At 66.0% G+C, this 22,129-nt stretch carries 19 protein-coding genes; 7 read left to right on the forward strand and 12 right to left on the reverse strand.

The genetic code is table 11. The features are described from left to right. Positions 1–125: 125 nt before the first annotated feature. Entirely contained in the window at positions 126–2,858 is a 2,733-nt protein-coding gene (gene acnA, locus L6D89_RS03360; RefSeq protein WP_236198729.1) for an aconitate hydratase AcnA, read from the reverse strand. A 345-nt stretch (positions 2,859–3,203) separates the two neighbouring features. Here acnA and rlmM point away from each other — a divergent pair, with 345 nt between their 5' ends. Continuing rightward, positions 3,204–4,271 carry a 23S rRNA (cytidine(2498)-2'-O)-methyltransferase RlmM gene (gene rlmM, locus L6D89_RS03365; protein WP_236198730.1) on the forward strand — a complete coding sequence of 356 codons (1,068 nt, stop codon included), beginning with the start codon at positions 3,204–3,206 and terminating at the stop codon, positions 4,269–4,271. A 100-nt stretch (positions 4,272–4,371) separates the two neighbouring features. Next, positions 4,372–5,250, forward strand: coding sequence for a MaoC family dehydratase (locus tag L6D89_RS03370; RefSeq protein ID WP_236198731.1), 879 nt, complete (start codon positions 4,372–4,374; stop codon positions 5,248–5,250). A gap of 229 nt (positions 5,251–5,479) precedes the next feature. Here the strand turns inward: L6D89_RS03370 and L6D89_RS03375 are convergent, their stop codons facing one another. Next, positions 5,480–7,036: an alpha/beta hydrolase gene (locus L6D89_RS03375; RefSeq protein ID WP_236198732.1), complete on the reverse strand. Its 1,557-nt coding sequence runs from the start codon at positions 7,034–7,036 to the stop codon at positions 5,480–5,482. Between the two features lie 152 nt (positions 7,037–7,188). On the opposite strand from L6D89_RS03375, the gene tusA reads away from it, so the two are divergent. Beyond that, positions 7,189–7,428 (forward strand): sulfurtransferase TusA, encoded by a 240-nt coding sequence (gene tusA / locus L6D89_RS03380; protein ID WP_043251558.1) that lies wholly within the window; start codon positions 7,189–7,191, stop codon positions 7,426–7,428. 823 nt (positions 7,429–8,251) lie between these two features. Here tusA and L6D89_RS03385 read toward each other — a convergent pair. From L6D89_RS03385 to L6D89_RS03420, 8 genes are all read right to left on the reverse strand, one after another. Then, entirely contained in the window at positions 8,252–9,067 is an 816-nt protein-coding gene (locus L6D89_RS03385; RefSeq protein ID WP_236170718.1) for an ABC transporter permease, read from the reverse strand. Positions 9,068–9,085: 18 nt separating this feature from the next. Further along, positions 9,086–9,922, reverse strand: coding sequence for an ABC transporter permease (locus L6D89_RS03390; RefSeq protein WP_236170717.1), 837 nt, complete (start codon positions 9,920–9,922; stop codon positions 9,086–9,088). Positions 9,923–9,937: 15 nt separating this feature from the next. Next, positions 9,938–11,068 (reverse strand): ABC transporter substrate-binding protein, encoded by a 1,131-nt coding sequence (locus L6D89_RS03395; RefSeq protein ID WP_236170716.1) that lies wholly within the window; start codon positions 11,066–11,068, stop codon positions 9,938–9,940. A gap of 56 nt (positions 11,069–11,124) precedes the next feature. Further along, the gene (locus tag L6D89_RS03400; protein ID WP_236198733.1) at positions 11,125–12,210 is read right to left on the reverse strand and encodes an ABC transporter ATP-binding protein; all 1,086 of its coding nucleotides are present in this window, start codon (positions 12,208–12,210) and stop codon (positions 11,125–11,127) included. 139 nt (positions 12,211–12,349) lie between these two features. Beyond that, the gene (locus L6D89_RS03405) at positions 12,350–13,273 is read right to left on the reverse strand and encodes a LysR substrate-binding domain-containing protein (protein WP_037018793.1); all 924 of its coding nucleotides are present in this window, start codon (positions 13,271–13,273) and stop codon (positions 12,350–12,352) included. 644 nt (positions 13,274–13,917) lie between these two features. Beyond that, positions 13,918–15,231 (reverse strand): NAD(P)/FAD-dependent oxidoreductase, encoded by a 1,314-nt coding sequence (locus L6D89_RS03410; RefSeq protein ID WP_236198734.1) that lies wholly within the window; start codon positions 15,229–15,231, stop codon positions 13,918–13,920. Positions 15,232–15,440: 209 nt separating this feature from the next. Next, positions 15,441–16,805 carry a glutamine synthetase family protein gene (locus L6D89_RS03415; RefSeq protein ID WP_236170713.1) on the reverse strand — a complete coding sequence of 455 codons (1,365 nt, stop codon included), beginning with the start codon at positions 16,803–16,805 and terminating at the stop codon, positions 15,441–15,443. Positions 16,806–16,981: 176 nt separating this feature from the next. Next, positions 16,982–17,170 carry a hypothetical protein gene (locus tag L6D89_RS03420; protein WP_024763537.1) on the reverse strand — a complete coding sequence of 63 codons (189 nt, stop codon included), beginning with the start codon at positions 17,168–17,170 and terminating at the stop codon, positions 16,982–16,984. Positions 17,171–17,402: 232 nt separating this feature from the next. Between L6D89_RS03420 and L6D89_RS03425 the strand changes: the two genes are divergently transcribed. Beyond that, a complete protein-coding gene (locus L6D89_RS03425; RefSeq protein ID WP_236198735.1) occupies positions 17,403–17,672 on the forward strand; it encodes a ubiquitin family protein in 270 nt (89 codons plus the stop codon). A 27-nt stretch (positions 17,673–17,699) separates the two neighbouring features. Beyond that, positions 17,700–18,803 carry a WD40/YVTN/BNR-like repeat-containing protein gene (locus L6D89_RS03430; protein WP_236170712.1) on the forward strand — a complete coding sequence of 368 codons (1,104 nt, stop codon included), beginning with the start codon at positions 17,700–17,702 and terminating at the stop codon, positions 18,801–18,803. Here the strand turns inward: L6D89_RS03430 and L6D89_RS03435 are convergent. Together L6D89_RS03435 and L6D89_RS03440 are read right to left on the reverse strand one after the other, a co-directional pair. After that, entirely contained in the window at positions 18,782–18,925 is a 144-nt protein-coding gene (locus L6D89_RS03435; protein WP_236198736.1) for a hypothetical protein, read from the reverse strand. The genes L6D89_RS03430 and L6D89_RS03435 overlap by 22 nt on opposite strands. Positions 18,926–18,948: 23 nt before the next feature. Continuing rightward, positions 18,949–20,529 (reverse strand): RimK family protein, encoded by a 1,581-nt coding sequence (locus L6D89_RS03440; protein WP_236198737.1) that lies wholly within the window; start codon positions 20,527–20,529, stop codon positions 18,949–18,951. Between the two features lie 93 nt (positions 20,530–20,622). On the opposite strand from L6D89_RS03440, the gene L6D89_RS03445 reads away from it, so the two are divergent. Together L6D89_RS03445 and L6D89_RS03450 are read left to right on the forward strand one after the other, a co-directional pair. Further along, positions 20,623–21,102: a GNAT family N-acetyltransferase gene (locus L6D89_RS03445; protein ID WP_236170709.1), complete on the forward strand. Its 480-nt coding sequence runs from the start codon at positions 20,623–20,625 to the stop codon at positions 21,100–21,102. Continuing rightward, positions 21,099–21,962: an MBL fold metallo-hydrolase gene (locus L6D89_RS03450; protein ID WP_236198738.1), complete on the forward strand. Its 864-nt coding sequence runs from the start codon at positions 21,099–21,101 to the stop codon at positions 21,960–21,962. The genes L6D89_RS03445 and L6D89_RS03450 overlap by 4 nt, the downstream gene beginning before the upstream one ends. The last annotated feature ends 167 nt before the right edge of the window (positions 21,963–22,129 follow it).

Consider the following 22,129-nt stretch of genomic DNA (forward strand, 5'->3'; position numbering starts at 1 on the left):
GATAGCGATCACAGAAAAATGTCAGAAGAGTGACGCCAGGATATGGACGATAGCCTATCGCCATCGGTCACGGAAATGAAACCAAAGAAGGAGGGCGGCGGCCCGTTGCAGGCCGCCGCTCCGCTCTAGATCAGGCTGCGCAGCACATAATGGAGGATGCCGCCGGCCTTGAAGTACTCGACTTCGTTCTGGGTATCGATGCGGCAGAGCATCTCGAAGCTGTCCTCGCTGCCGTCCTCGCGCTTCACCGTGACTTTCAGGTTCATGTGCGGCTTCAGCGCACCGGACAGGCCGCTGATGCTCAGCACTTCCTTGCCGGTCAGCTTGAGCGCCTTGCGGTCCTGGCCATCCTTGAACTGCAGCGGCAATACACCCATGCCCACCAGGTTGGAACGGTGGATGCGCTCGAAGCTCTCGGCGATCACTGCCTTCACGCCCAGCAGGTTGGTGCCCTTGGCCGCCCAGTCGCGCGACGACCCGGTGCCGTACTCCTTGCCCGCCACGATGACCAGCGGCGTGCCGTCCTGCTGGTAGCGCATGGCGGCGTCGTAGATCGCCAGCTTGTCGCCGGTGGGCACGTAGAGGGTATTGCCGCCTTCCTCGCCGCCGAGCATCTCGTTCCTGATGCGGATGTTGGCGAAGGTGCCGCGCATCATCACCTCATGGTTGCCACGCCGCGAGCCGTAGGAGTTGAAGTCGGCGTAGGCCACGCCGTGCTCGCTGAGGTAGCGACCGGCGGGGCTGTCCTTCTTGATGTTGCCGGCGGGGGAGATGTGGTCGGTGGTCACCGAGTCGCCCAGCACCGCGAGGATGCTGGCGCCGTTGATGTCCTCGACCTTTGGCGGTGCGTCGGCGATGTGCTCGAAGAACGGCGGATGCTGGATGTAGGTGGAATCGTTCTGCCAGACGTAGGTCTGGGCGTCCGGCACCTGGATCGCGCGCCATTTCTCATCACCCTGGAAGACTTCGGCATATTCCTTGTGGAACATCGCCGTGTCGACCTTCTGTACGGCGTCGGCAATTTCCTGCTGGGTTGGCCAGATGTCCTTCAGATAGACCGGCTGGCCATCCTTGCCGGTACCCAGCGGGTCCCTGGTGAGGTCGGTGCGTACCGTGCCGGCCAGGGCGTAGGCGACCACCAGCGGCGGCGAGGCCAGCCAGTTGGTTTTCACCAGCGGATGCACGCGGCCCTCGAAGTTGCGGTTGCCGGAGAGCACCGAGGCGACGGTCAGGTCGGCCTGCTGCACTGCTTTCTCGATGGGCTCCAGCAGCGGGCCCGAGTTGCCGATGCAGGTGGTGCAGCCATAACCCACCAGGTCGAAGCCAAGTTCATCGAGGTAGCGGGTCAGGCCGGCGGCGCGGAAGTAGTCGGTGACCACCTTGGAGCCCGGGGCGAGCGAACTCTTTACCCAGGGCTTGCGCTGCAGGCCCTTCTCCAGCGCCTTCTTCGCCAGCAGGCCGGCGGCCATCATCACGCTGGGGTTGGAGGTGTTGGTGCAGGAGGTGATGGCGGCGATCACCACGGCGCCGTTCTTCAGCCGATGCGTATGGCCCTCGTGCTGGTAGTCGGCTTCGCCAGTCGCGCTGGACGCGCCAACGGCCGCACCGCCGCCGCCCTCATTGAGCAGGCGGCCTTCTTCGCTGGGCACGGGTTTGATCTGCAGACCGAGGAAGTCATCGAAGGCCTGGCTGACGTGGCCGAGGGCGACTCGATCCTGCGGACGCTTGGGGCCGGCGAGGCTGGCTTCGACATCACCCATGTCCAGTTGCAGGGAGTCGGTGAACACCGGCTCGTGGCCTTTCTCGCGCCACAGGCCCTGGGCCTTGCTGTAAGCCTCCACCAGCTTCACGGCATCTTCCGGGCGGCCGGACAGGCGCAGGTAGCCCAGGGTGATCTCGTCCACCGGGAAGAAACCGCAGGTGGCGCCGTATTCCGGGGCCATGTTGGCGATGGTGGCGCGGTCGGCCAGCGGCAGGTCGGCGAGGCCGTCGCCGTAGAATTCGACGAATTTTCCGACGACACCTTTCTTGCGCAGCATCTGGGTGACGGTCAGCACCAGGTCGGTGGCGGTGATGCCTTCCTTCAGCTTGCCGGTGAGCTTGAAGCCGATCACCTCGGGGATCAGCATCGACACCGGCTGGCCGAGCATCGCCGCTTCCGCCTCGATGCCGCCCACGCCCCAGCCGAGCACGCCGAGGCCGTTGATCATGGTGGTGTGCGAGTCGGTACCGACCAGCGTGTCAGGGAAGGCGTAGGTGCGGCCGTCCTCGTCCTTGGTCCACACGGTGCGCCCCAGGTACTCCAGGTTGACCTGGTGGCAGATGCCGGTGCCCGGCGGTACCACGCGGAAGTTGTCGAAGGCGTTCTGACCCCAGCGCAGGAAGGCATAACGCTCGCCGTTGCGCTCCATCTCGATCTCGACGTTCTGCGCGAAGGCGGACTGGCTGGCGAACTTGTCGACCATTACCGAGTGGTCGATGACCAGGTCGACCGGCGACAGCGGGTTGATCTTCTGCGGATCACCACCGGCCTTGGCCATGGCGTCACGCATGGCGGCGAGGTCGACCACCGCCGGCACGCCGGTGAAATCCTGCATCAGCACGCGGGCGGGGCGGTACTGGATTTCGCGCTCGGAGCTGCGCGTCTTCAGCCAGCCGGCCAGGGCCTTGAGGTCGTCGCCGGTGACGGTGTTGCCGTCCTCCCAGCGCAACAGGTTTTCCAGCAGGACTTTCAGGGACATCGGCAGCTTGCCCAGGTCCCCTAGACTCTTCGCCGCTTCAGGCAGGCTGTAGTAGTGATAGGTCTTGCCGGCGACCTCCAGGGTACGCAGGCTGTTCAGGCTATCCACTGCGGGCATGACATTCTCCTCAGGCTTGGATTCTGCTCGTGATCGTCAGGCACGGCTGATCTCGGGTGCGCTAGCGATACTTGGCGAAAGTGCGCTCAACCGAGCTGATCCATCGCAGAAAAAGCGCGATTGACGGCAAATTTCGCCATGCAGGGCAATCATCGGGCAGTCTTCTGGGCGGTTAGGCCAGAACACTCAAGCTAGACCGTCCGACGGGGTGTTGCCATCTGTTCTGGACCGTTCGCTTGGCGAACGGGTTCAGAACAAATGACTCTGTCTGTGGGACTATTCCTGCGAATCTGCATGAAACCTTCGTGGGCAGCCTCTATAGTGCGCGGCCGAGGAGACACCCCGATGAATACCCTGTTACTGCACTGCCGGCCGGGCTTCGAGAACGAGGTCTGCGCCGAGCTGTCCGAGCACGCCGCGCGCCTGGACATTCCCGGCTACGCCCGCGCCAAGCCGGCTAGCGCCTACGCCGAATTTATCTGCATGGACGCCGATGGCGCCGAGCGCCTGATGCGCCAACTGCGCTTTCCCGAGCTGATCTTCCCGCGCCAGTGGGCGCGTGGTAGCGGTTTCACCGCGTTGCCGGAAACGGACCGTATCGGCGCGATCCTCGAGGCCCTGGCCGGTTTCCCGCAGTGCGGCAGCCTCTGGCTGGAGGTGTTCGACACCAACGACGGCAAGGAGCTGTCGACCTTCTGCCGCAAGTTCGAGAAGCCCCTGCGCGCGGCCCTGGTGAAAGCCGGCAAGCTGGTGGAAGACCCGAGCCTGCCGCGCCTGCTGCTGACCTTCCGCTCCGGTCGCGAGGCGTTCATCGGTCTGGCCGAGGCGCGCAACTGCGCCATGTGGCCGATGGGCATCCCGCGCCTGAAGTTCCCTCGCGAGGCGCCCAGCCGCTCGACGCTCAAGCTGGAAGAAGCCTGGCACCACTTCATCCCCCGCGCCGACTGGGATCGCCGTCTGGCGCCGGACATGCTCGCCGTGGACCTGGGCGCGTCGCCCGGCGGCTGGACCTGGCAACTGGTGAACCGCGAGATGCGCGTGGTCGCCGTGGACAACGGGCCGATGGCGGAGAACCTGATGTACTCCGGGCTGGTGGAGCACCAGCGCGTTGATGGTTACGCCTTCCGTCCGCGCCAGCGCATGGACTGGATGGTCTGCGACATCGTCGAGAAGCCCGCGCGCACGGGCGCGATGATCGAAACCTGGATCGGCGAGGGACTCTGCCGCGAGGCCATCGTCAACCTCAAGCTACCGATGAAACAGCGCTACGCCGAGGTACGGCGCATCCTTGATCGCCTGGAAGAGTCCTTCCGCGAGCGCGGGCTGAAAGTGCAGATCGGCTGCAAGCAGCTCTACCACGACCGTGAGGAAGTAACCTGCCACCTGCGCCGCATCGAGAGGGGCGAGCGCTAGCGGCGCGGAACTGCCCGGCCACGCCACCCGACCTTCGGTGACTTGCCGCGCCGCCCGGCATTGCCCATGCTGTGCGGCGCGAATCCTTGCGGAGACCTTCGTGAAGCGAAAGTTGCCCTCCCTCCTGGGCAGTTACAGCCGCATGCTGCTGCCGCGCCGCGGCCTTGGCCGCGATGAGCGCGTGCCTTACCTGGCGATGGACAGCCGCACCCTGAAATTCGACCTGCGCCACCTGCGCGCCTACCGCCAGCACTTCGGGCTCGATCCGGCGCTGGGCGTGCCGCTGCTCTATCCGCAGGTGATCAGCCTGCCGCTGCACCTGCGTCTGCTCAGCCGCTCGCGCATGCCGCTGTCGGTCGTGGGGCTGATCCACCTGCGCAGCCACATCCAGCGCTACCGCATGCTCGACGAGAACGAACCGCTGCAGTTCGATTGCCGCATTCTCACCAGTCGACGCAGCGAGCTTGGGCTGGAGGTGGATGTGGTCACCGAGGCCTGGCACCACGACATGCTCTACTGGCAGTCGATCACCACCTACCTGCGCCGCGGCGACTTCCTCGATGCCGAGGCCAAAGCCGATCCGCTGCCCGAGCGCGCCCAGTGGCACACACTGGAAGCGCCGGTGCATTCCGGCGTGCAGTGGCGCGTGCCGAAGATCGTCGGCTGGCGCTATGCCGGGCTGAGCGGCGACTTCAACCCACTGCACCTGTCGCGGCTGATGGCCTCGCATTACGGCTTCGGCAAACCCTTCGCCCACGGCATGTGGGGCCTGGCGCGCAGCCTCACCGGCCGTCGCCTGGCGGAGAACGTGCGCCTGGACGCGCACTTCAAGGCGCCGCTGCCGCTGGGCAGCCAGGTGAAGCAGGTCTATCGCCGCCTCGGCAAGAAGGAGCAGTGGGCGTTGCTGCCCGCCGAAGGCGATGGCCAGCCGATGCTGCTGGCGCAGCTGGACGAGGCGCCGGACGGGCCGTTGCGTTAGGCGTTTCGCCGGGAAGCGTTGGTGCGGCTCTGTTCGCGAGCAAGCTCGCTCCTACAAACAGTGCGCCGATGCAAACCTGTAGGAGCGAGCTTGCTCGCGAACCGCTCGGCGCAGCGCTTGCCCGATGCTGACAACCCGTCGAACACGATGTCTGCCGTGATTGCTCGCGGGCCATTGATGGGTATCGCTTCGCTCCACGCCATCCTACGGTTCGACGACCGATGCGTATTTATCGACGCTCCGCCACACGCGGCTGCAGCGGCACCAGGCTCGGTAGCTGCACTTCGCCCTGCAACTCCACCTCCGAGAAACGCCAGGAGCTGTTGAACAGGTACTGGTCGCTGAAACCGCTCACCTGCAAGCCGATCTCGTCCCCCGGGGCAAGGCTGGCGCTGACGGCGTTGAGGCGTGTGCTGCCCTGGTTCGCCAGGGGTTTTACCTGTTCATCCAGGCGCCGCGTGCGGCCATCGGCGCTGCGGATCGCCAGGGCCGCGAAAACCTGTGCGTCCGGGCGTTCCGTCAGCGGTTGATCCAGGCGCACTTCGGCGCTGCCGAGCAAGGCGCTGGCTTCGCCCACGCGCTGCAAGGGGATGAACGTCGAAGGCTGCACCAGGCCACTCAATGCCGGCCGGAGCGCCGTGGCCGGCAGTGCGACGGTGGCGCCCGGAGGAGGCAGGTCGTCCAGCGCCATTCCCTGGTCGAGATCGAGGCTGATGCACAGGTCCGGCACGCCGTCGGCGGCGCCAGGGCGCTTGCGCAGCTTCTCCTCGTACCAGGCGACGATGCCGGTATAGAGATTGATCGCACGCGAGCCGCAATGGATCACCGGCTCGTTGTTGAACGGCGGCAATCCGCTCCAGGCTTGCAGGGGCGGCGGCAGGATATGGCCGCCCTGCATGCCGAGCAGGCGCACGTCGGCCGGGCCCTGCTTCAGGCACTGGCGGATCTGCAGGCCCTGGTCCAGCGGGAACAGGGTGTCGCGCAGGCCCTGTATCAGCAGGGCGTCGGCATGGGGCAGGCGGCCCGCCGCGCAATAGCTGGCAAGACTGTTGGCGTGCAGCTCGGCTTGCACCGGCGCGGCCATACGGCCGCCGCTGGTGTGCAGGTAATCGGCCTGGACGAACTTGCCCAGGTCGTAGCCTGTGGCGAGGCCGAGGCTGACCAGTACGCCGCCCCAGCCGATCTTCAGCTGGCCATCCGGCGCCAGGGCGTCGGCCAGGTCGTACCAGGTGGCGATGGGCACGATGGCGTCGATGCGCGGGTCTTCCGCCGAGGCCAATAGCTGCACGGCGCCTCCGTAGCTCTCGCCGAGCATGCCGACGCGCGGGTCGTTCGGGCCGTCCATGGTCAGCCGTGCCAGGTGCGTGGCGGCCCAGTCGATCACCGCGCTGGCATCCTGGACCTCGAACTGCGGGTTCATCATCTCGATGCGCCCGTCGCTGCCGCCCCAGCCACGCTGGTCGTAGCTGACCACCCAGAAGCCGGCCTTCCAGGCGCGCAAGGCGGCGCGGCCGGACATCATGTTCTTGCCGTAGTAACCCTCCGGCCCGGTCACCCGCCAGCCGCCCCAGCCGTGGGTGTGGACGATGACCGGGGCCGTTTCGCCGGCCTTCAGCGCGGGCTGGAAGACCGTGGCGGAAAGCCGCGTGCCGTCGCGCGCGACGATGACTGCCTCGAACCAGGTGGCCGGCAGGTCCTGGCCGCGGCTGGCGCTGAAGTCCGGAACCTGGTCGCGGGCGGCGCAGCCGGCGAGCAGGGCGAGGCACAGGCAGAGAAGGGCGCGCATCGGAACTCCAGGCGGATCAGGCAGGTGCGCCAGCATGCCCGGCGCCCGCAGCGCCCACCCCCAACCAAGGTTGGGTGACCCGGACGGACGCGAGGTGACCGCATGGTGCGCTTTGCGCGACAATGCGCCATTGGTTTTTCTGGAGTTACCCGATGTCCCAGCCAGTCGATGCGATTCTCGACGCCACCGGCCTGAACTGCCCCGAGCCGGTCATGATGTTGCACAACAAGGTGCGCGACCTGCCGGCCGGCGGCCTGCTCAAGGTGATCGCCACCGACCCTTCCACGCGCCGTGACATTCCCAAGTTCTGCGTGTTCCTCGGCCACGAGCTGGTGGAGCAGCAGGAAGAGGCGGGGACCTACCTGTACTGGATTCGCAAGAAGGCGGACTGATCGTTCTGCCGATACCGCTCCTACGCTGAGTTTCGGCCGCAGAGTCACCGGCGATAGCGCTGTTCTGTAGGAGCGAGCTTGCTCGCGAACCGCCCAGCGCCAGAGCTGCCGGGGGATCTGTTCGCGAGCAAGCTCGCTCCTACAGGCTCGGATTTGCGGGGAGCGGACTTCGTCCGCGATGTCTTTGCGCCGCTCGGTTGTCGCAGGGAGTGGCCGATGCGCGATCGCGGACGGAGTCCGCTCCTACGCTGAGTCTCGGCCGCAGAGTCAGCGGCGATAGCGCTGTTCTGTAGGAGCGAGCTTGCTCGCGAACCGCCCAGCGCCAGAGCTGCCGGGGGACCTGTTCGCGAGCAAGCTCGCTCCTACAGGCTCGGATTCGCGGTGAGCGGACTTCGTCCGCGATGTCTTTGCGCCGCTCGGTTGTCGCAGGGAGTGGCCGATGCGCGATCGCGGACGGAGCCCGTTCCTACGCTGAGTCTCGGCCGCAGAATCACCGGCGATAGCGCTGTTCTGTAGGAGCGAGCATGCTCGCGAACCTCCCAGCGTCGGAGCTGCCGGGAGATCTGTTCGCGAGCAAGCTCGCTCCTACAGGCTCGGATTCGCGGGGAGCGGACTTCGTCCGCGATGACTTTGCGCCGCTCGGTTGTCGCAGGGAGTGGCCGATGCGCGATCGGGGACAGAGTCCGCTCTTACGCTGAGTCTCGGCCGCAGAATCACTGGCGATAGCGCTTTTTTGTAGGAGCGAGCTTGCTCGCGAACCGCCCAGCGCCGGAGCTGCCGGGGGATCTGTTCGCGAGCAAGCTCGCTCCTACAGGGAAAGGCTTCAGCTTCCTGCCGGGCGTGCTGCAATCTTCTGGGCGATCATTCGCCCGATCAGCGCGACGAAGGTCAGGGCGATCAGCACCACCGAAATCGCCGCCACCGCCGGGTCGATGTTGTCGCGCAGGCCGGACCAGATCTGCCGGGGCAACGTGTTCACCTCGGTGCTGGTAACGAACAGCGTCACCGCGATCTCCTCCCAGCTCAGCGCAAAGCACAGCAGCGCCGTGCTCGCCACGCCCAGCTTGAGGTTCGGCAGCACCACCATGAAGGTGGTCTGGCCCAGGCTCGCGCCGAGGTTGCGCGCGGCCAGCTCGATGCGTCGGTCCAGCTGGCTGAGCGCCACCAGCATGGTCACCACGCCGTAGGGCACCACCATCACGATGTGCGCGATGGTCAGGCCGACCAGGGTGTCGTAGCCCAGGCCCGGGGCGAACTGGCTGACCTTGGTTTCCATGAAGTACAGGACCATCGCCGAGATCATCGGCGGGATCGCCATGGGCAGCAGCACCAGGCCGATCAGCAGGGTCGCCAGGCGCGAGCGCAGGTACCAGATGCCGAGGCTGAAGCTCACCGCCAGGGCGGTGGCGATGATGCAGGTGGCGGTGGCGACGATCAGGCTCTGGCTGATCGCCGAGAGCCATTCCGGGCTGTCCAGTAGCGCCTGGTAATGCCGCAGCGACCAGTTGCCGTTGGGCATCGAGAGGAAGCGCTTGCTGGTGAAGGACACCGGAATCACCGCCAGCAGCGGGAAGATCATGAAGATCATCGCCATGGTCGCCAGCAGGCGGCTGGGGGCTTTGGTTTCGTGTGCGTTCATCAATGAGTACCTCTTTCCTCAGCCGACCAGCTTGTCGACGCGGGTCATGCGCAACAGCGCCCAGATCATCCCGCTCACCAATGCCAGCAGCACCACTGAAAGCGCCGCACCCAGGCCCCAGTTGCTGGTCTGGAACATCTGCAGGTAGACGTACTCGGCCACCATCACCGTCTGCCCACCGCCGAGGATCGCCGGGGTGATGAAGAAGCCCAGGCAGAACACGAAGACGATGATGAAGGCGCCGAGGATGCCGGGAATGGTCTGCGGCACGAAGATGCTCCAGAAGGTGCGCATCTGCCCGGCGCCCAGGCCGCGCGCGGCCAGCAGCACGCGCGGGTCGAGGCGGCGCATGGTCGAGACCAGCGGGAACAGCGCGAAGGGCACCATGAAGTGGACCATGCCGATCACTACCCCCAGTTCGTTGCGCGTGAGCTGCAAGGGCTCGTTGGTGATGCCCAGGTACTGCAGCCAGTCGTTGAGCAGCCCGTTGCTGCGCAGGGCGATCAGCCAGCCGAAGGCACGCACCAGCACCGACAGCCAGAACGGGATGAACACGCAGATTTCCACCACGCGCTGCCAGAACGGCGGGCTGTAGACCCAGCAATAGGCCATCAGGTAGGCGATCAGCAGGGAGATCACGCTGACCGTGGTGCACAGGCGGAAGGTCCGCCAGAGCACGTCGTGGATCGCCGGGTCCGTCATGATCCGCTGGTACTGCTCGATCCCCGGCTCCGGCAGGGTCACGCTCCAGCCGAGCACGCCGAGGAAGGGCAGTACGTAGAACACGAACAGGACAACCGGCAGCGGCAGCAGCAGGGCGCCCAGCTTCAGCCGCGAGGGGGCGTTATCGGCCATGACCTGCGCTCCGCGTCACTTGGAAATGTGGGTCAGGTACTGCTCCAGGGTCGCCGCGTAGTGGTCGGTGTACCACTCGTGGCTGAGCATGATCTGCTTGGGCAGGTTTGCCGGATCGGTGCAGTTGAGGTGCTTGCGGTCCTCGGGGATCAGCGCGGCGGCGGCGGGGTTGGCCGGGCCGTTGCCGAACATCTTGAACAGCTCGACCTGGGATTGCGGGTCCTGGGCGTAGGCGATGAACTTCATCGCGGCCTCGGTGCCGGCCGGGTTGCCCTTGAGCACGCCCCAGTTGCTGCAGCCCAGCAGGGCGTTGTCGAAGGTCCACTTGATGCGGTCTTCGCTGTCCTCGGTGATTACCTGGGCGCGGGTGTTCCAGATTGCGCCCATGGACACTTCGCCCTCGATCAGCAACTGCTGGGTTTCCGCGCCCGAGCCCCAGAAGGCCAGTACGTGGGGCTTCAGCTCCTCGATTTTCTTCATGGCGCGCGGCACGTCCAGCGGGTAGAGCTTGTCCGGCGTCACGCCGTCGGCCAGCAGCGCGGCCTCCAGCATGCCGTTCATCCACTTGTAGAGGGTGCGCTTGCCGGGGAAGGTCTTCACGTCCCAGAAGTCCGCCCAGGTCTTCGGCACCTTGTCGCCGAAGCGCTCGCTGTCGTAGGCGATCACGTAGCTGAGCATGTAGTCGGCGATGCCGTATTCGTAGGCGAAGCCGGGCAGCACCTTGTCCCTGGAGACGACGTTGTAGTCGATCGGCTGCACCAGGCCTTCCTTGCCGAGGTTCTGCAGGATCGAGCTTTCCGCGTCGACCACGTCCCAGCTCACCCGGCCGCTGGACAGCTGGGTGCGGATGGCGCCCTCGGTGGGGCCGCTGCCGTCGATCTTGGTCGGGATGCCGGTGGCCTTGGAGAAGCCCTCGGTCCAGGCTTTGCCGAAGGCCTTGATGGCGTCGCCGCCCCAGTTCACCACCACCAGCGGCTTGTCGCCGGCGGCGAAGCTCACGCCGTTGCGCAGGGCCAGCGGCAGGGCGGCCATCAGGCCCATGCCCTTGAGGAAGGTACGGCGGTCGATCTGGCCGCGACGGGTCTTCTCGATGAGGACTTCGATGCAGTCTTGCTGGTGCGGATTGAACTCTTTCGGATTGAACATGGGGGCAGCTCCCGATCAGGTGGGATGGCGAAAAGGGGACTAACGCGTTCGGCGGCTCAGGCCAGCAGCAGGCTTTTCTCGATGGGCCAGCTCAGCCAGACCTTCGAGCCGTGCTCCAGGCGCGAGGCCTGGTGGTCGGCGTGTACGGCCAGGCTCATGGGCAACTTGCCTTCGGCGCCGGCACCCAGGCACAGCTCGGTGCTGGCGCCCTGGTAGGTCTTGGCGGTCAGCACGGCCTGCACCACGTTGTGGCCATTCACCTGTGGCGGAGCGCTGTGCAGCTGCATGTGCTCGGGGCGTACCGCCAGCAGCGGCGCGTCGGCCTGCAGGGCGGGAGAGTAGCTGGCGCGCAGTTCGGTCTCGCCGAAGCGCCCGCAGGCCAGCTCGCCGGCGCGGCCCACCTGGCTCAGCGGGAAGAGGTTCATCTTGCCGAGGAATTCGGCGACGAAGCGGTTGTTCGGCTGGTTGTAGATGATTTCCGGCGCGTCGACCTGGGCCAGTTGGCCACGGTTGAAGATGGCGATGCGAGTGGACAGGGCGAGGGCTTCGTTCTGGTCGTGGGTGACGAAGACGAAGGTGGTGCCGACCTGGCGGTGGATGCGTTGCAGCTCAGCCTGCAGTTGCTCGCGCAGGTTCTTGTCGAGGGCGGAGAGCGGTTCGTCGAGCAGCAGCATGTCCGGTTCGAAGACCAGGGCACGGGCGATGGCGACGCGTTGCTGCTGGCCGCCGGAGAGCTCGCCGGGGCGCTTGCCCAGGTGCTCGCCGAGGCCGACCACTTCCAGCATGTGGCGCACGCGGCGGTTGCGTTCCTCGGCCTTCACCCCGCGGATCTTCAGCGGGAAGGCGACGTTGTCCTCGATGCTCATGTGCGGGAACAGGGCGTAGCCCTGGAACACCATGCCGAAGTTGCGCTTCTCGGCGGGGCGCCTGGTGATGTCGGCGCCGCCTTCCTCCAGACGACCGCGGGATGGGTCCTGGAAGCCGGCGAGGATCATCAGGAAGGTGGTCTTGCCGGAGCCCGAGGGGCCAAGGAGAGTGAGGAACTCACCCTGCTGGATGTCGATGTTCACGCCATCCAGCGCGTTGAAACTGCCGTAGCTCTTGCCGATGCCGATCGCACGTAGTTGGGGCTGTCGCTCCACTGCACTTACCTCGATTTCTTGTTCTTGTTCGAGCAGCCGCCGGGTGAGGATCAGGTAAAAATCAGCGGCCTTTTTTTAACGCAGTATTGTCAAATCTCTCTTCGCTTCAATCGCGTTTTTTTGCCCTCATTGTTCGAAATCACTCACCAATCAGCGCGTGGCGCGCATTCTGGCGGAACTGCTCGGACATCCGCAGCTCGGCCTTCATCCAGGCCTTGAAGGCCCGTACGTCGGGGCGTTCGGACTTGGCCGGGTCGGTGACGAAGTAGTAGCGATTGGGCGGCTCGATGGCGACGTTGAACAGGCGCACCAACTGCCCCTTGGCCATGGCGTCGCCGCTGACCAGCGCATCGCCCATGGCCACGCCTTGCCCGGCGATGGCCGCCGATTGCACCAGGTGCGCGTCGGAGAAGACGATGCCGTTGCGCACGTTGAGGTTCTTCACCCCGGCAGCGGCGGTCCACAGCAGCCAGTCGGAGTGATCGACCATGTGCAGGAACGGCAGGCTGGCGAGGTCTTCCGGCGAATCGAGGCCGCCGACGGAGTTGATCAGCGACGGGCTGCACACCGGGAAGGTGTCCAGGGTGGCGATCAGGTCCACGTGCAGGTCCTGCCAGTCGCCCACGCCGTAGGCGATGAACAGGTCGACGTCACGATCGCTGACATCGTCGGGGACGCGGGGGGAAACCAGATTCAGCTCCACCTGCGGGTGAGCGCGCTGGAACTTGCCGATCTGGTGGCACAGCCAGTACGTGGCGAAGCCCGGCGTGCAGCTCACGCACAGGCGGCCGGAGACTTCCTCGGCGTTGGCGAAGCGCCGCGCCTCGTTGAGGATGGCCAGGGCGCGCTGGGTTTCGCGGGCGAAGCATTCGCCGTGGTAGGTCAGCGCAATGCCGCGGCCAACCCGTTCGGTCAGCGGGATGCCCAGGCAGTCTTCCAGGCTGTGCAACTGGTGGCTGACCGCGCTGCGGGTCAGGCTCAGCTCGCTCGCCGCGCCGGACAGGCTGCCCAGGCGGGCGACGGCGTCCAGCACGCGCAGGGCGGTCATCGAGGGGAAACGCATGGCTGCTCACTCCTGGTGCGCGAAGTGGAGCCTTTATCCCTGAGCGGGGCGGTGGTGTCGAGTGGCTGCGGGTACGGGCGGAGAGGGCGGTTGTTGCGGGGCGTTTCCCGTGTCTTCCCCGAAGCGCCGGAGCCAGCCTCGCCCTTTATGTTGCAGAGGTGATGTTTCGGCTCGGGTGTTTACGCGCCGCATCGGCGTGCGCTGGGACTCCTTGTTTCGCCCCCGCGGGCGACCTCCTTTGGCAAACGCCCCAAAGGAGGCAAAGGTCTTGCCCCAATCATCCGGTTTTTCGCTTGGGGCGAAAAATACCCTCGTTGAAGCGAAGTTTCAGGGGCACGCCGCGAAGGGCCATCCTTGGCCCATCGCGGCTCTCGCGACATCCATGTCGCTCAACCCCTGAAACTCCGCTTCGACGAGGCCTCCTGAACGGGGCGGTTCGGAGTGCGCGGAAGTTTTTCTGGAAATCCTCTAGAGCAAGAGTCAGAGCGCGGAGCACGGCTTTCCTGTAGGAGCGAGCTTGCTCGCGAACGGCGTCGCTGCGGGGCCAGGTTCGCGAGCAAGTTCGCTCCTACAAAGAGCGGTTCGTGCGCAACGGCAACCTCGGCCTTGCCAGCCTGCGTAGGAGCGGACTGTGAAGCTGGCCGTTAGCGCAGCTTCTCCATCATCTGGTAGTACCACATGCCCGCCGCCAGCATCGGGTTGCCGAAGACGTCGCCCATGGGCACGCGGATGTGCTTGCACTGGGCGAAGGTATCGAACTTCTCCAGGTCGCCGGTCATCGCCGTGGCCATGATCTCGCCCATGATGTGGGTGGTCGCCACGCCGTGGCCGGAGTAGCCCTGGCAGTACCAGACGTTCTCCGACAGCTTGCCCAGCTGCGGGATGCGGTTCATCACGATGCCCATGGCGCAGCTCCACTGGAACTCGATGTCCACGCCCTTGAGCGCCGGGAAGGTGCGCTCGATGCAGGGGCGCAGTTCGCCGGCGATGTCGCGGGAGTCGCGGCCCGAGTAGTTGGCGCCGCCGCCGAAAAGCAGGCGGCCGTCGCCGGTCATGCGGTAGTAGTCGAGCACGAAGCGGCAGTCGTAGACGGCCAGGTCCTGCGGGTTGATGCGCTTGGCCAGCTCGCCCAGCGGCTTGGTGGTGACGATGCCGCCCATGGCCGGGAAGATCATGCCCTTGAGCTGCTTGCGCTCCAGCTTGTGGTAGACGTCGCCGGCGAGCATCACCTGCGCGGCGTTGATCCGGCCGCCGGAGGTGACCACCGCCGGGCGCGGGCCGTGGATGATGTCCAGCACTTCGGAGTGTTCGAAGATCAGCGCGCCCAGGCTGGCGGCGGCCTTGGCTTCGCCGATGCACAGGTTGAGCGGGTGCAGGTGCATGTTGCGGGTGTTCTTGATGGCGCCGCAGTAGAGGTCGCTTTCCAGGTGCGCGCGCACGCCGGCGCCGTCCAGCAGGCTGATCTCGTCGCCCATGCCGCGGCGTTTGGCGTCATCGAAGGTGGCCTTCAGTTCGTCCATGTGCGACGGCTTCATCGCCGCGTGCAGGTGGCCGAACTTCAGGTCGCACTGGATGCCGTATTTCTCCACGCGGCTCTTGATGATCTCGTGGCCGCGCCAGCGCAGGTGCCAGATGAAGTCGTCGACGTCGTCGCCGAGCCACTGGCGCATCTGCTTTTCCATGGCGGAATCGCCGGAGAGGCTGCCGGTGACCTGCCCGCCGTTGCGCCCGCTGGCGCCCCAGCCGACCTTGTTGGTCTCGACGATGGCGACCTTGTAGCCGCGCTCGGCCAACTCCACGGCGGTGGCGACGCCGGTGAAGCCGCCGCCGATGATGGCGATGTCGACGTTCACCTCGCCCTGCAGCGTGGGATAGCTGGTCTCTTCGTTGAGGCTCGCGGAGTAATAGGACTTCGCGCGCTCAGGGGCGGGCGTGGCGGGGTTAACAGCGGCGTTCATTACGGTGTTCCTTTCTTGTTCGTTCGTTTGGCCCTTCTCCCTCACCCTGACTCTCTCCCAGAGGGAGAGGGGACTGATCGGAGCGGGCTTTGAAGTTGGGTTCTCGCCGGGTGCATCAGTGAGCGAAAAGCTCGTCTCGGCACGGACGGCCCCCTCTCCCTGTAGGAGAGGGCTGGGGTGAGGGGCGCTGCAGTTCTATCAGCACAGCCTCAAGCCTGCGTCAGATACCAGCGCCAGTCCTGCTCGCCGACCTCGCCCATGAACTGGCGGTACTCCGCCTGCTTGACCTTCAGGTAGACACCGAGGAATTCGTGCCCCAGGGCATCGCGGGCCCAGCTGGAGCGCTCCAGCGCGCGCAGCGAGGTGAGCCAGTCGGTGGGCAGCAGCTCCTTGGCCTGGGCGTAGCCGTTGCCTTCCACCGGCGCGCCCGGATCGATGGCCTCGCGGATGCCGCGATGGATACCGGCGAGGATGGCGGCGGCAGCCAGGTACGGGTTGGCATCGGCGCCACAGATGCGGTGCTCGACGTGCCGGGTGTTGGCCGGGCCGCCCGGGACGCGCAGGCTCACGGTGCGGTTATCGCAGCCCCAGGTCGGCGCCAGCGGCGCGTAGCTGTTGGCCTGGAAGCGGCGGTAGGAGTTGGCGTTGGGGCAGAACAGCAGCAGCGAGTCGAGCAGGCTTTTCAGCATGCCGCCCACGGACTGACGCAGCAGCGGAGTGCCGGCAGGGTCTTCGCTGGCGTAGAGATTGTTGCCCTCGGCGTCAGCCAGGGAAACGTGCATGTGCATGCCGGTGCCGGCCAGGTCGTCGAACGGCTTGGCCATGAAGCAGGCCTGCATGCCGTGCTTGTGTGCCACGCCTTTCACCAGGCGCTTGTAGCGCACGGCCTGGTCCATGGCGAGCAGCGCGTCGCCGTGTTCCAGGGTGATCTCCACCTGGCCCGGCGCGTATTCGGAAATCGCCGTGCGCGCCGGAATGCCCTGGGCCTTGCAGGCGGCATAGAGGTCGGCGAGGAACGGCTCGATCTGCTCCAGCTCGCGCAGGCCATAAACCTGCGTGGCGCGCGGGCGACCGCCGTCGGCGTCCAGCGCCGGTTGCGGGCGGCCATTGGCATCGCGCTTGGCGTCCAGCAGGTAGAACTCCAGCTCGCAGGCCATCACCGGGTGGTAGCCATCGGCCTTGAGGCCGTCGATCACGCGCAGCAGCACGTGGCGCGGGTCGGCGATGTCGGCTGGCTTGCCTTCCTCCGGGTGCATGCTGACCTGCACCGCTGCTGTGGGAATCTGCCGCCAGGGCAGGCGCACCAGGCTGCCTTGCAGGGGATAGGCGCGGCAGTCGATGTCACCCACGTCCCAGACCAGCCCGGAATCCTCCACATCCTCCCCGTGCAGGGTGAGGCCGAGAATGGTGCTGGGCAGCGGCCGGCCGGACTGGTACACGGCGAGCAGTTCCTCGCGGTGCAGCAGCTTGCCGCGCGGCACGCCGTTGGCGTCGAGGATGAACAGCTCGACCATCTCGATATCGGGGTTCTGGGCCAGGAAATACTGGGCTTCTTGCACGGAGGCGAAATTCATGGGGCTCTCGTTAGCATCCACACGGATGCGCTGACGACCTGCAGGCCAGGGCCGCGCCGACAGGCGCAGGATTGAAGGCAGGCAAGCGATGCAACGGGCTACGTCTTGTTCGAGAACGGCGTTGTGCCAGTCCTTGAGCGTAGTTCCGTCGAGGGAATCCGGGCGATGACGCCCGGTCAGCGAGAGGTGCTGTCCGGTGGACGGGCGTGGCGGCAGTGCCAGAGCGCCCAGAAGGCCAGTTCGAGAGGCAGGGTCAGCGGTTGCAGTTCGAGCCAGCGGGCATGTTTGCGCGGCAGGCGGACAGCGCTGCCGGCCTTGCGGGCGGCGACGGGTTCCAGCGATGCGGGCGAAACGAGCAGATGCATGTCGAAGGTTATGGCTGACGATTCCCGGAGACTCGCACGGCGGATGGGTTTGTTAAATGTGATTTTCACGACGTTTGGTTTCGTGTTATCGAAACTGAATGCCGGGGAAGGACTGCCGCGAAGGCCGTTCCAGAGCCTCTCCCGTGGCTACCGCGCATCCCGTCGAAGCGCTCGGAGCACCCGTCGCGCCTGCCCTAGACTGGTGCAGTCAGCGCCCGTTGCGAGTTCGCCCATGTGCCGTATCGCCTTCGCCCCGTCGATCCAGCGTCACGTTCCCATCGAGGAGCGCGAGCTGACCGCGGATACCTTGTCCGGCGCATTGGAAATGATCTTCGCCGAAGCGCCGAAGCTGCGCGGCTACCTGCTGGACGACCAGGGCGGATTGCGTCGGCACCTGACGATTTTCATCGACGGGCTGCGCCTGCGGGACCGCGCCCGCCTCAGCGATGCGCTGGCGGCGGACAGCGAGGTCTACGTGGTGCAGGCCTTGAGCGGTGGTTGAGACGCGGCGGCAATTCAGGAGAGCAGAATGGATGATCGACTGCTGGTGGCAACCCGCAAGGGCCTGTTCACCTTCCAGCGTGGCGCGGATGGCTGGCGGGAATGCCGCCGCGACTTCATCGGCGAGCCCCTGAGCACGGTGCTCGCCGATCCGCGCGACGACACTCTCTACGCCGCGCTCAACCTCGGTCACTTCGGCTGCAAGCTGTGGCGCCAGCGCGCGGGGGAGGATTGGCAGGAAGTCAGCGTGCCGACCTATCCGCCGCAACCCGACCCGCTGCCCGAACCCGCGGAAGGCGAAGCGCCGCCCGCGCCCTGGACCCTGCAACAGATCTGGTGCCTGGAAACCGGTGGCGCCGCCGAACCCGGCGTGCTCTGGGCCGGCACCATTCCCGGCGGCCTGTTCCGCAGCAACGACGGCGGCGACAGCTGGGAGCTGAACCGCCCGCTCTGGGATGTGCCCGAGCGCTCGCGCTGGATGGGTGGCGGCTATGACTGGCCGGGGATTCACTCGGTCAGCGTCGACCCGCGCGACAGCCGGCACCTGACCGTCGCCGTATCCTGCGGCGGCGTCTGGCAGAGCGATGACGGCGGCGCCAGTTGGCGCCTGAGCACCGCCGGCATGTACGCCGACTACATGCCGCCGGAGTTGCGCGAAGAGGGCGCCATCCAGGACCCGCACCGCCTGGTGCATTGCCCGGCACAGCCGGATCGCCTGTGGGTGCAGCACCACAATGGCATCTTCACCTCCACCGATGGCGGCTTGCGCTGGAACGACGTACCGGTCGAACCCTCGAGTTTCGGTTTCGCCGTCGCCGTCCACCCGACACGGCCGGGCACGGCGTGGTTCGTTCCGGCGGTGAAGGACGTCTGCCGCATTCCGGTGGACGCCCGCTTCGTCGTCACCCGTACCCGCGATGGCGGCGCCAGCTTCGAGGTACTCGATGGCGGGTTGCCCCAGGGCGCCGCCTTCGACCTGGTCTATCGCCACGGCCTGGCCATCGACGATGACGGCGCCTGTCTGGCGATGGGCTCCACCACCGGTGGCCTGTGGTTGTCGGAGAATGGCGGCGACCACTGGCAATGCCTGTCCGCCAACCTGCCGCCGATCTACTGCGTGCGCTTTGGCTGAGCCTTGCGCCGGGCCTGTTCGCGCACCTCGCGTGGCTTCATGCGGTGGTCGAAGTAATTGATCGCGGTGCCGAACACGACGATGGCGATCAGGATGGTCAGGCCGATCTGTGTGGCTTCCATGGGCTTCTCCTTGGGCGGTGCGCTCAGAGCGCCTGGCCGCGGCGCTTGAGTTCCAGGCGGCGGATGAACTCCTCCAGCACCCGGCGGTAGAGGTCGTCCTTGAGGCAGGCATCCTCGATGCCGGCGTCGAGGTTGGGGTTGTCGTTCACTTCGATCACCACCACTTCGCCGTCCACCTCCTTCAGGTCGACGCCGTAAAGGCCGTCGCCGATCAGGTTGGCGGTCTTCAGTGCCAGCTCGACGACGGCGGGCGGCGCGCTTTCCACCGGCAGCGTGCGGCACTCGCCGATCACCTCGCCATCGGCCTGGTGCTGGACGATCTGCCAGTGCCCGCGCGACATGAAGTACTGGCAGGCGAACAGTGGCTGGCGGTTGAGGATGCCGATGCGCCAGTCGAACTCGGTGTAGAGGTACTCCTGGGCGAGCAGCAGCACCGAGTGCTCGAACAGCTGCGCGCTGACGCTGCGCAGCTGCTGGGCGTCCTCGACCTTGTAGACGCCACGGGAGAAGCAGCCGTCGGGGATCTTCAGCACCAGCGGGAAGCCCAGCCGCGCGCCGACGCGCTCCAGTTCCTGGGGGTTGTCCTTGTAGAGGATTTCCGTGTCCGGCATGCCCAGGCCGTGGTTGCGCAGCAGATCGGTGAGATAGACCTTGTTGGTGCAGCGCAGGATCGACGCCGGGTCGTCCATCACGATCAGCCCCTCGCTCTCGGCTTTCTTGGCGAAGCGATAGGTGTGGTCGTCAACGCTGGTGGTCTCGCGGATCAGCAGGGCGTCGTACTCGGCCAGCCGCGCGTAGTCCTTTTTCTCGATCAACTCGACGTCGATGCCCAGTTGCCGGCCGACCCGGACGAAGCCTTCCAGGGCGCCGGCATTGGAGGGCGGCAGGCTTTCCGCCGGGTTGTGTAGGACGGCCAGGTCGTAGCGCGCCAGGCGCCGCGAATTGGGCTGGCGCCAGACGCGCCGGCTGAAACGGTCGAGGGCGTCGGCGAACTGGTCCTCCTGGTTATCGCGCAGCTTGTGCAGCGCGCCGGGGCGGATTCCCGCGATGTGCCAGGCGTCGGTGCGGCGGAAGTCCACCAGCAGGATGGGGCAGGGGAAGGCCTCGAACAGTTGGCGGGCGATGGGCTGCAGTGGCTCAAGCTCCGTATGGCCGAAATACAGGCGCAGGGTGAAGCCGTCGGTGCTGGCGCAGGGATGCTGGGCGAGGGCTTTTTCCAGGGATCTTTCCAGGCCGTCCAGGGCCAGGCCGTAGAGGGATTTCTTCGCCAGTTCGCTGATGGTGCGTACCGACGGAATCACCTTGTGGCCCCGTGCTTCGGCCAATAGTGAACAGTAATAACCGTGGCCGAGATATTTATAGTGGCGGCACAGGTTGATGACCTGGAAGCGCTTTCCCGATTCGAACTGATGCGAATCTTCCAGGTACTCGCGGGCGCTCAGCATATCTTCGCTGGGAATATAGGACGCCCAGTCTTCCTTGCGCTCGACGATGATCAGAACCCGGCTGGCCCTCGCTGAAGGAGGCTCCGCAGAGGTGTCGGCGACGACATGCAGGGAACTTGCGCTGAACTTTTCATGGAAGTTAGTGTGTAACGAGGACATTGTTCACGGACCTGTCTGGAAGTTGCCGTGTGTCTATTAAGCAGCAACTTTCTGAAATGTCCCGGTTCATTACGAAAGTTTTACGGAGTGCCCATGTCGCTGTTATATCGCCTTGCCGCGCCGGCCGATCTGGTGAACTTGCTGGAGCTGGAAGAGGCGTGTTTCGAGCAGGATCGCATCAGTGGCCGCAGCTTTCGCCGACTGATCGGAGCACCCAGCGCCATCCTGCTGGTCGCCGAACGTGATGGCGGGTTGCTGGGTTACGCGTTGCTCCTGTTGAAACGGGGCTCGGAGATCGCCCGCCTATACTCCCTGGCGATTTCCTGGCAAGCGCGAGGGCAGGGTCTTGGCGCTGCGCTGCTGGAGCGCTGCGAAGAGCAGGCCCGGGCGCGCGGTTGCCGGCGCCTGCGTCTGGAAGTGCGCACCGATAACGCCAGCGCCATTGGCCTTTACCAGCGCAGCGGCTACGTCCGCTTTGCCCGCAGCGCCGGTTTCTACGAAGACGGCAGCGATGCCTGGCGCTACGAGAAAGCGCTCGGCGCTCCGGCCCCGACAGCAAGGAACCCGGCATGACCGCCCGCATTCAGCACTTCTTCGATACTGCCACGTCCACCTACAGCTACGTGGTCGCCGACCCCGCGACGAGCCGTTGCGCCATTGTCGACCCGGTGCTGGACTATGACGCCGCAGCGGGCCGGGTCAGCCATGACAGCGCCCGGCGCATCGTGGCCTATGTGCGCGAACAGGGCCTGACGGTGGAATGGCTGCTGGAAACCCATCTGCATGCGGACCACCTGTCCGCATCGGCGTGGCTCAAGGGCGAACTGGGCGGAGGCCTGGCCATCGGCTCCAGCATTGCCCAGGTGCAGCGCACCTTTGCCGGGCTGTTCAACCTGGGCGAAGACTTCCCTTGCGACGGCAGCCAGTTCGACCATCTGTTCGCGGACGGCGAGACCTTCCGCATCGGCAGCCTGCACGCCGAAGCCCTGCACACTCCCGGCCACACGCCGGCCTGCATGACCTACCGCATCGGCGATGCGGCCTTCGTCGGCGACACGCTGTTCATGCCCGACTACGGCACCGCCCGCTGCGATTTCCCCGGCGGCGATGCGCGGCAGTTGTACCGTTCGATCCAGCGGCTGTTCGCGCTGCCCGATTCGACCCGGCTGCTCCTCTGCCACGACTACCTGACGGAGGGGCGCGAGGAGCACCAGCACCAGACCACGGTCGAACGCGAGCGCAGGGAAAACGTGCATGTCCACGATGGCATCAGCGAGGATGCCTTCGTCGCCATGCGCGTGGCCCGGGATGCGACGCTGAACGCACCGGCGCTGATCTGGCCGTCGATCCAGGTGAACATGCGTGGCGGCGTGTTGCCGGAGGCCGAAGCCAATGGCGTGCGCTATCTGCGGATTCCGCTGGATCGGATGTAGTCACCCGCGATGGCGATGGCGATGGCGATGGTGATGGTGATGGTGATCCTGTAGCAGCGCCCCATGGGCCCGCTCCTACGAGATGCCTCTGCGCTTGGGGCGGCCCTCACCCTAACCCTCTCCCAGGGGGAGAGGGGACCGTTCGGTGAAGGATGAAACTTCGGCGT

It is taken from the genome of Pseudomonas pseudonitroreducens (assembly GCF_021603645.1).
Classification (GTDB): Bacteria; Pseudomonadota; Gammaproteobacteria; order Pseudomonadales; family Pseudomonadaceae; genus Pseudomonas; species Pseudomonas pseudonitroreducens.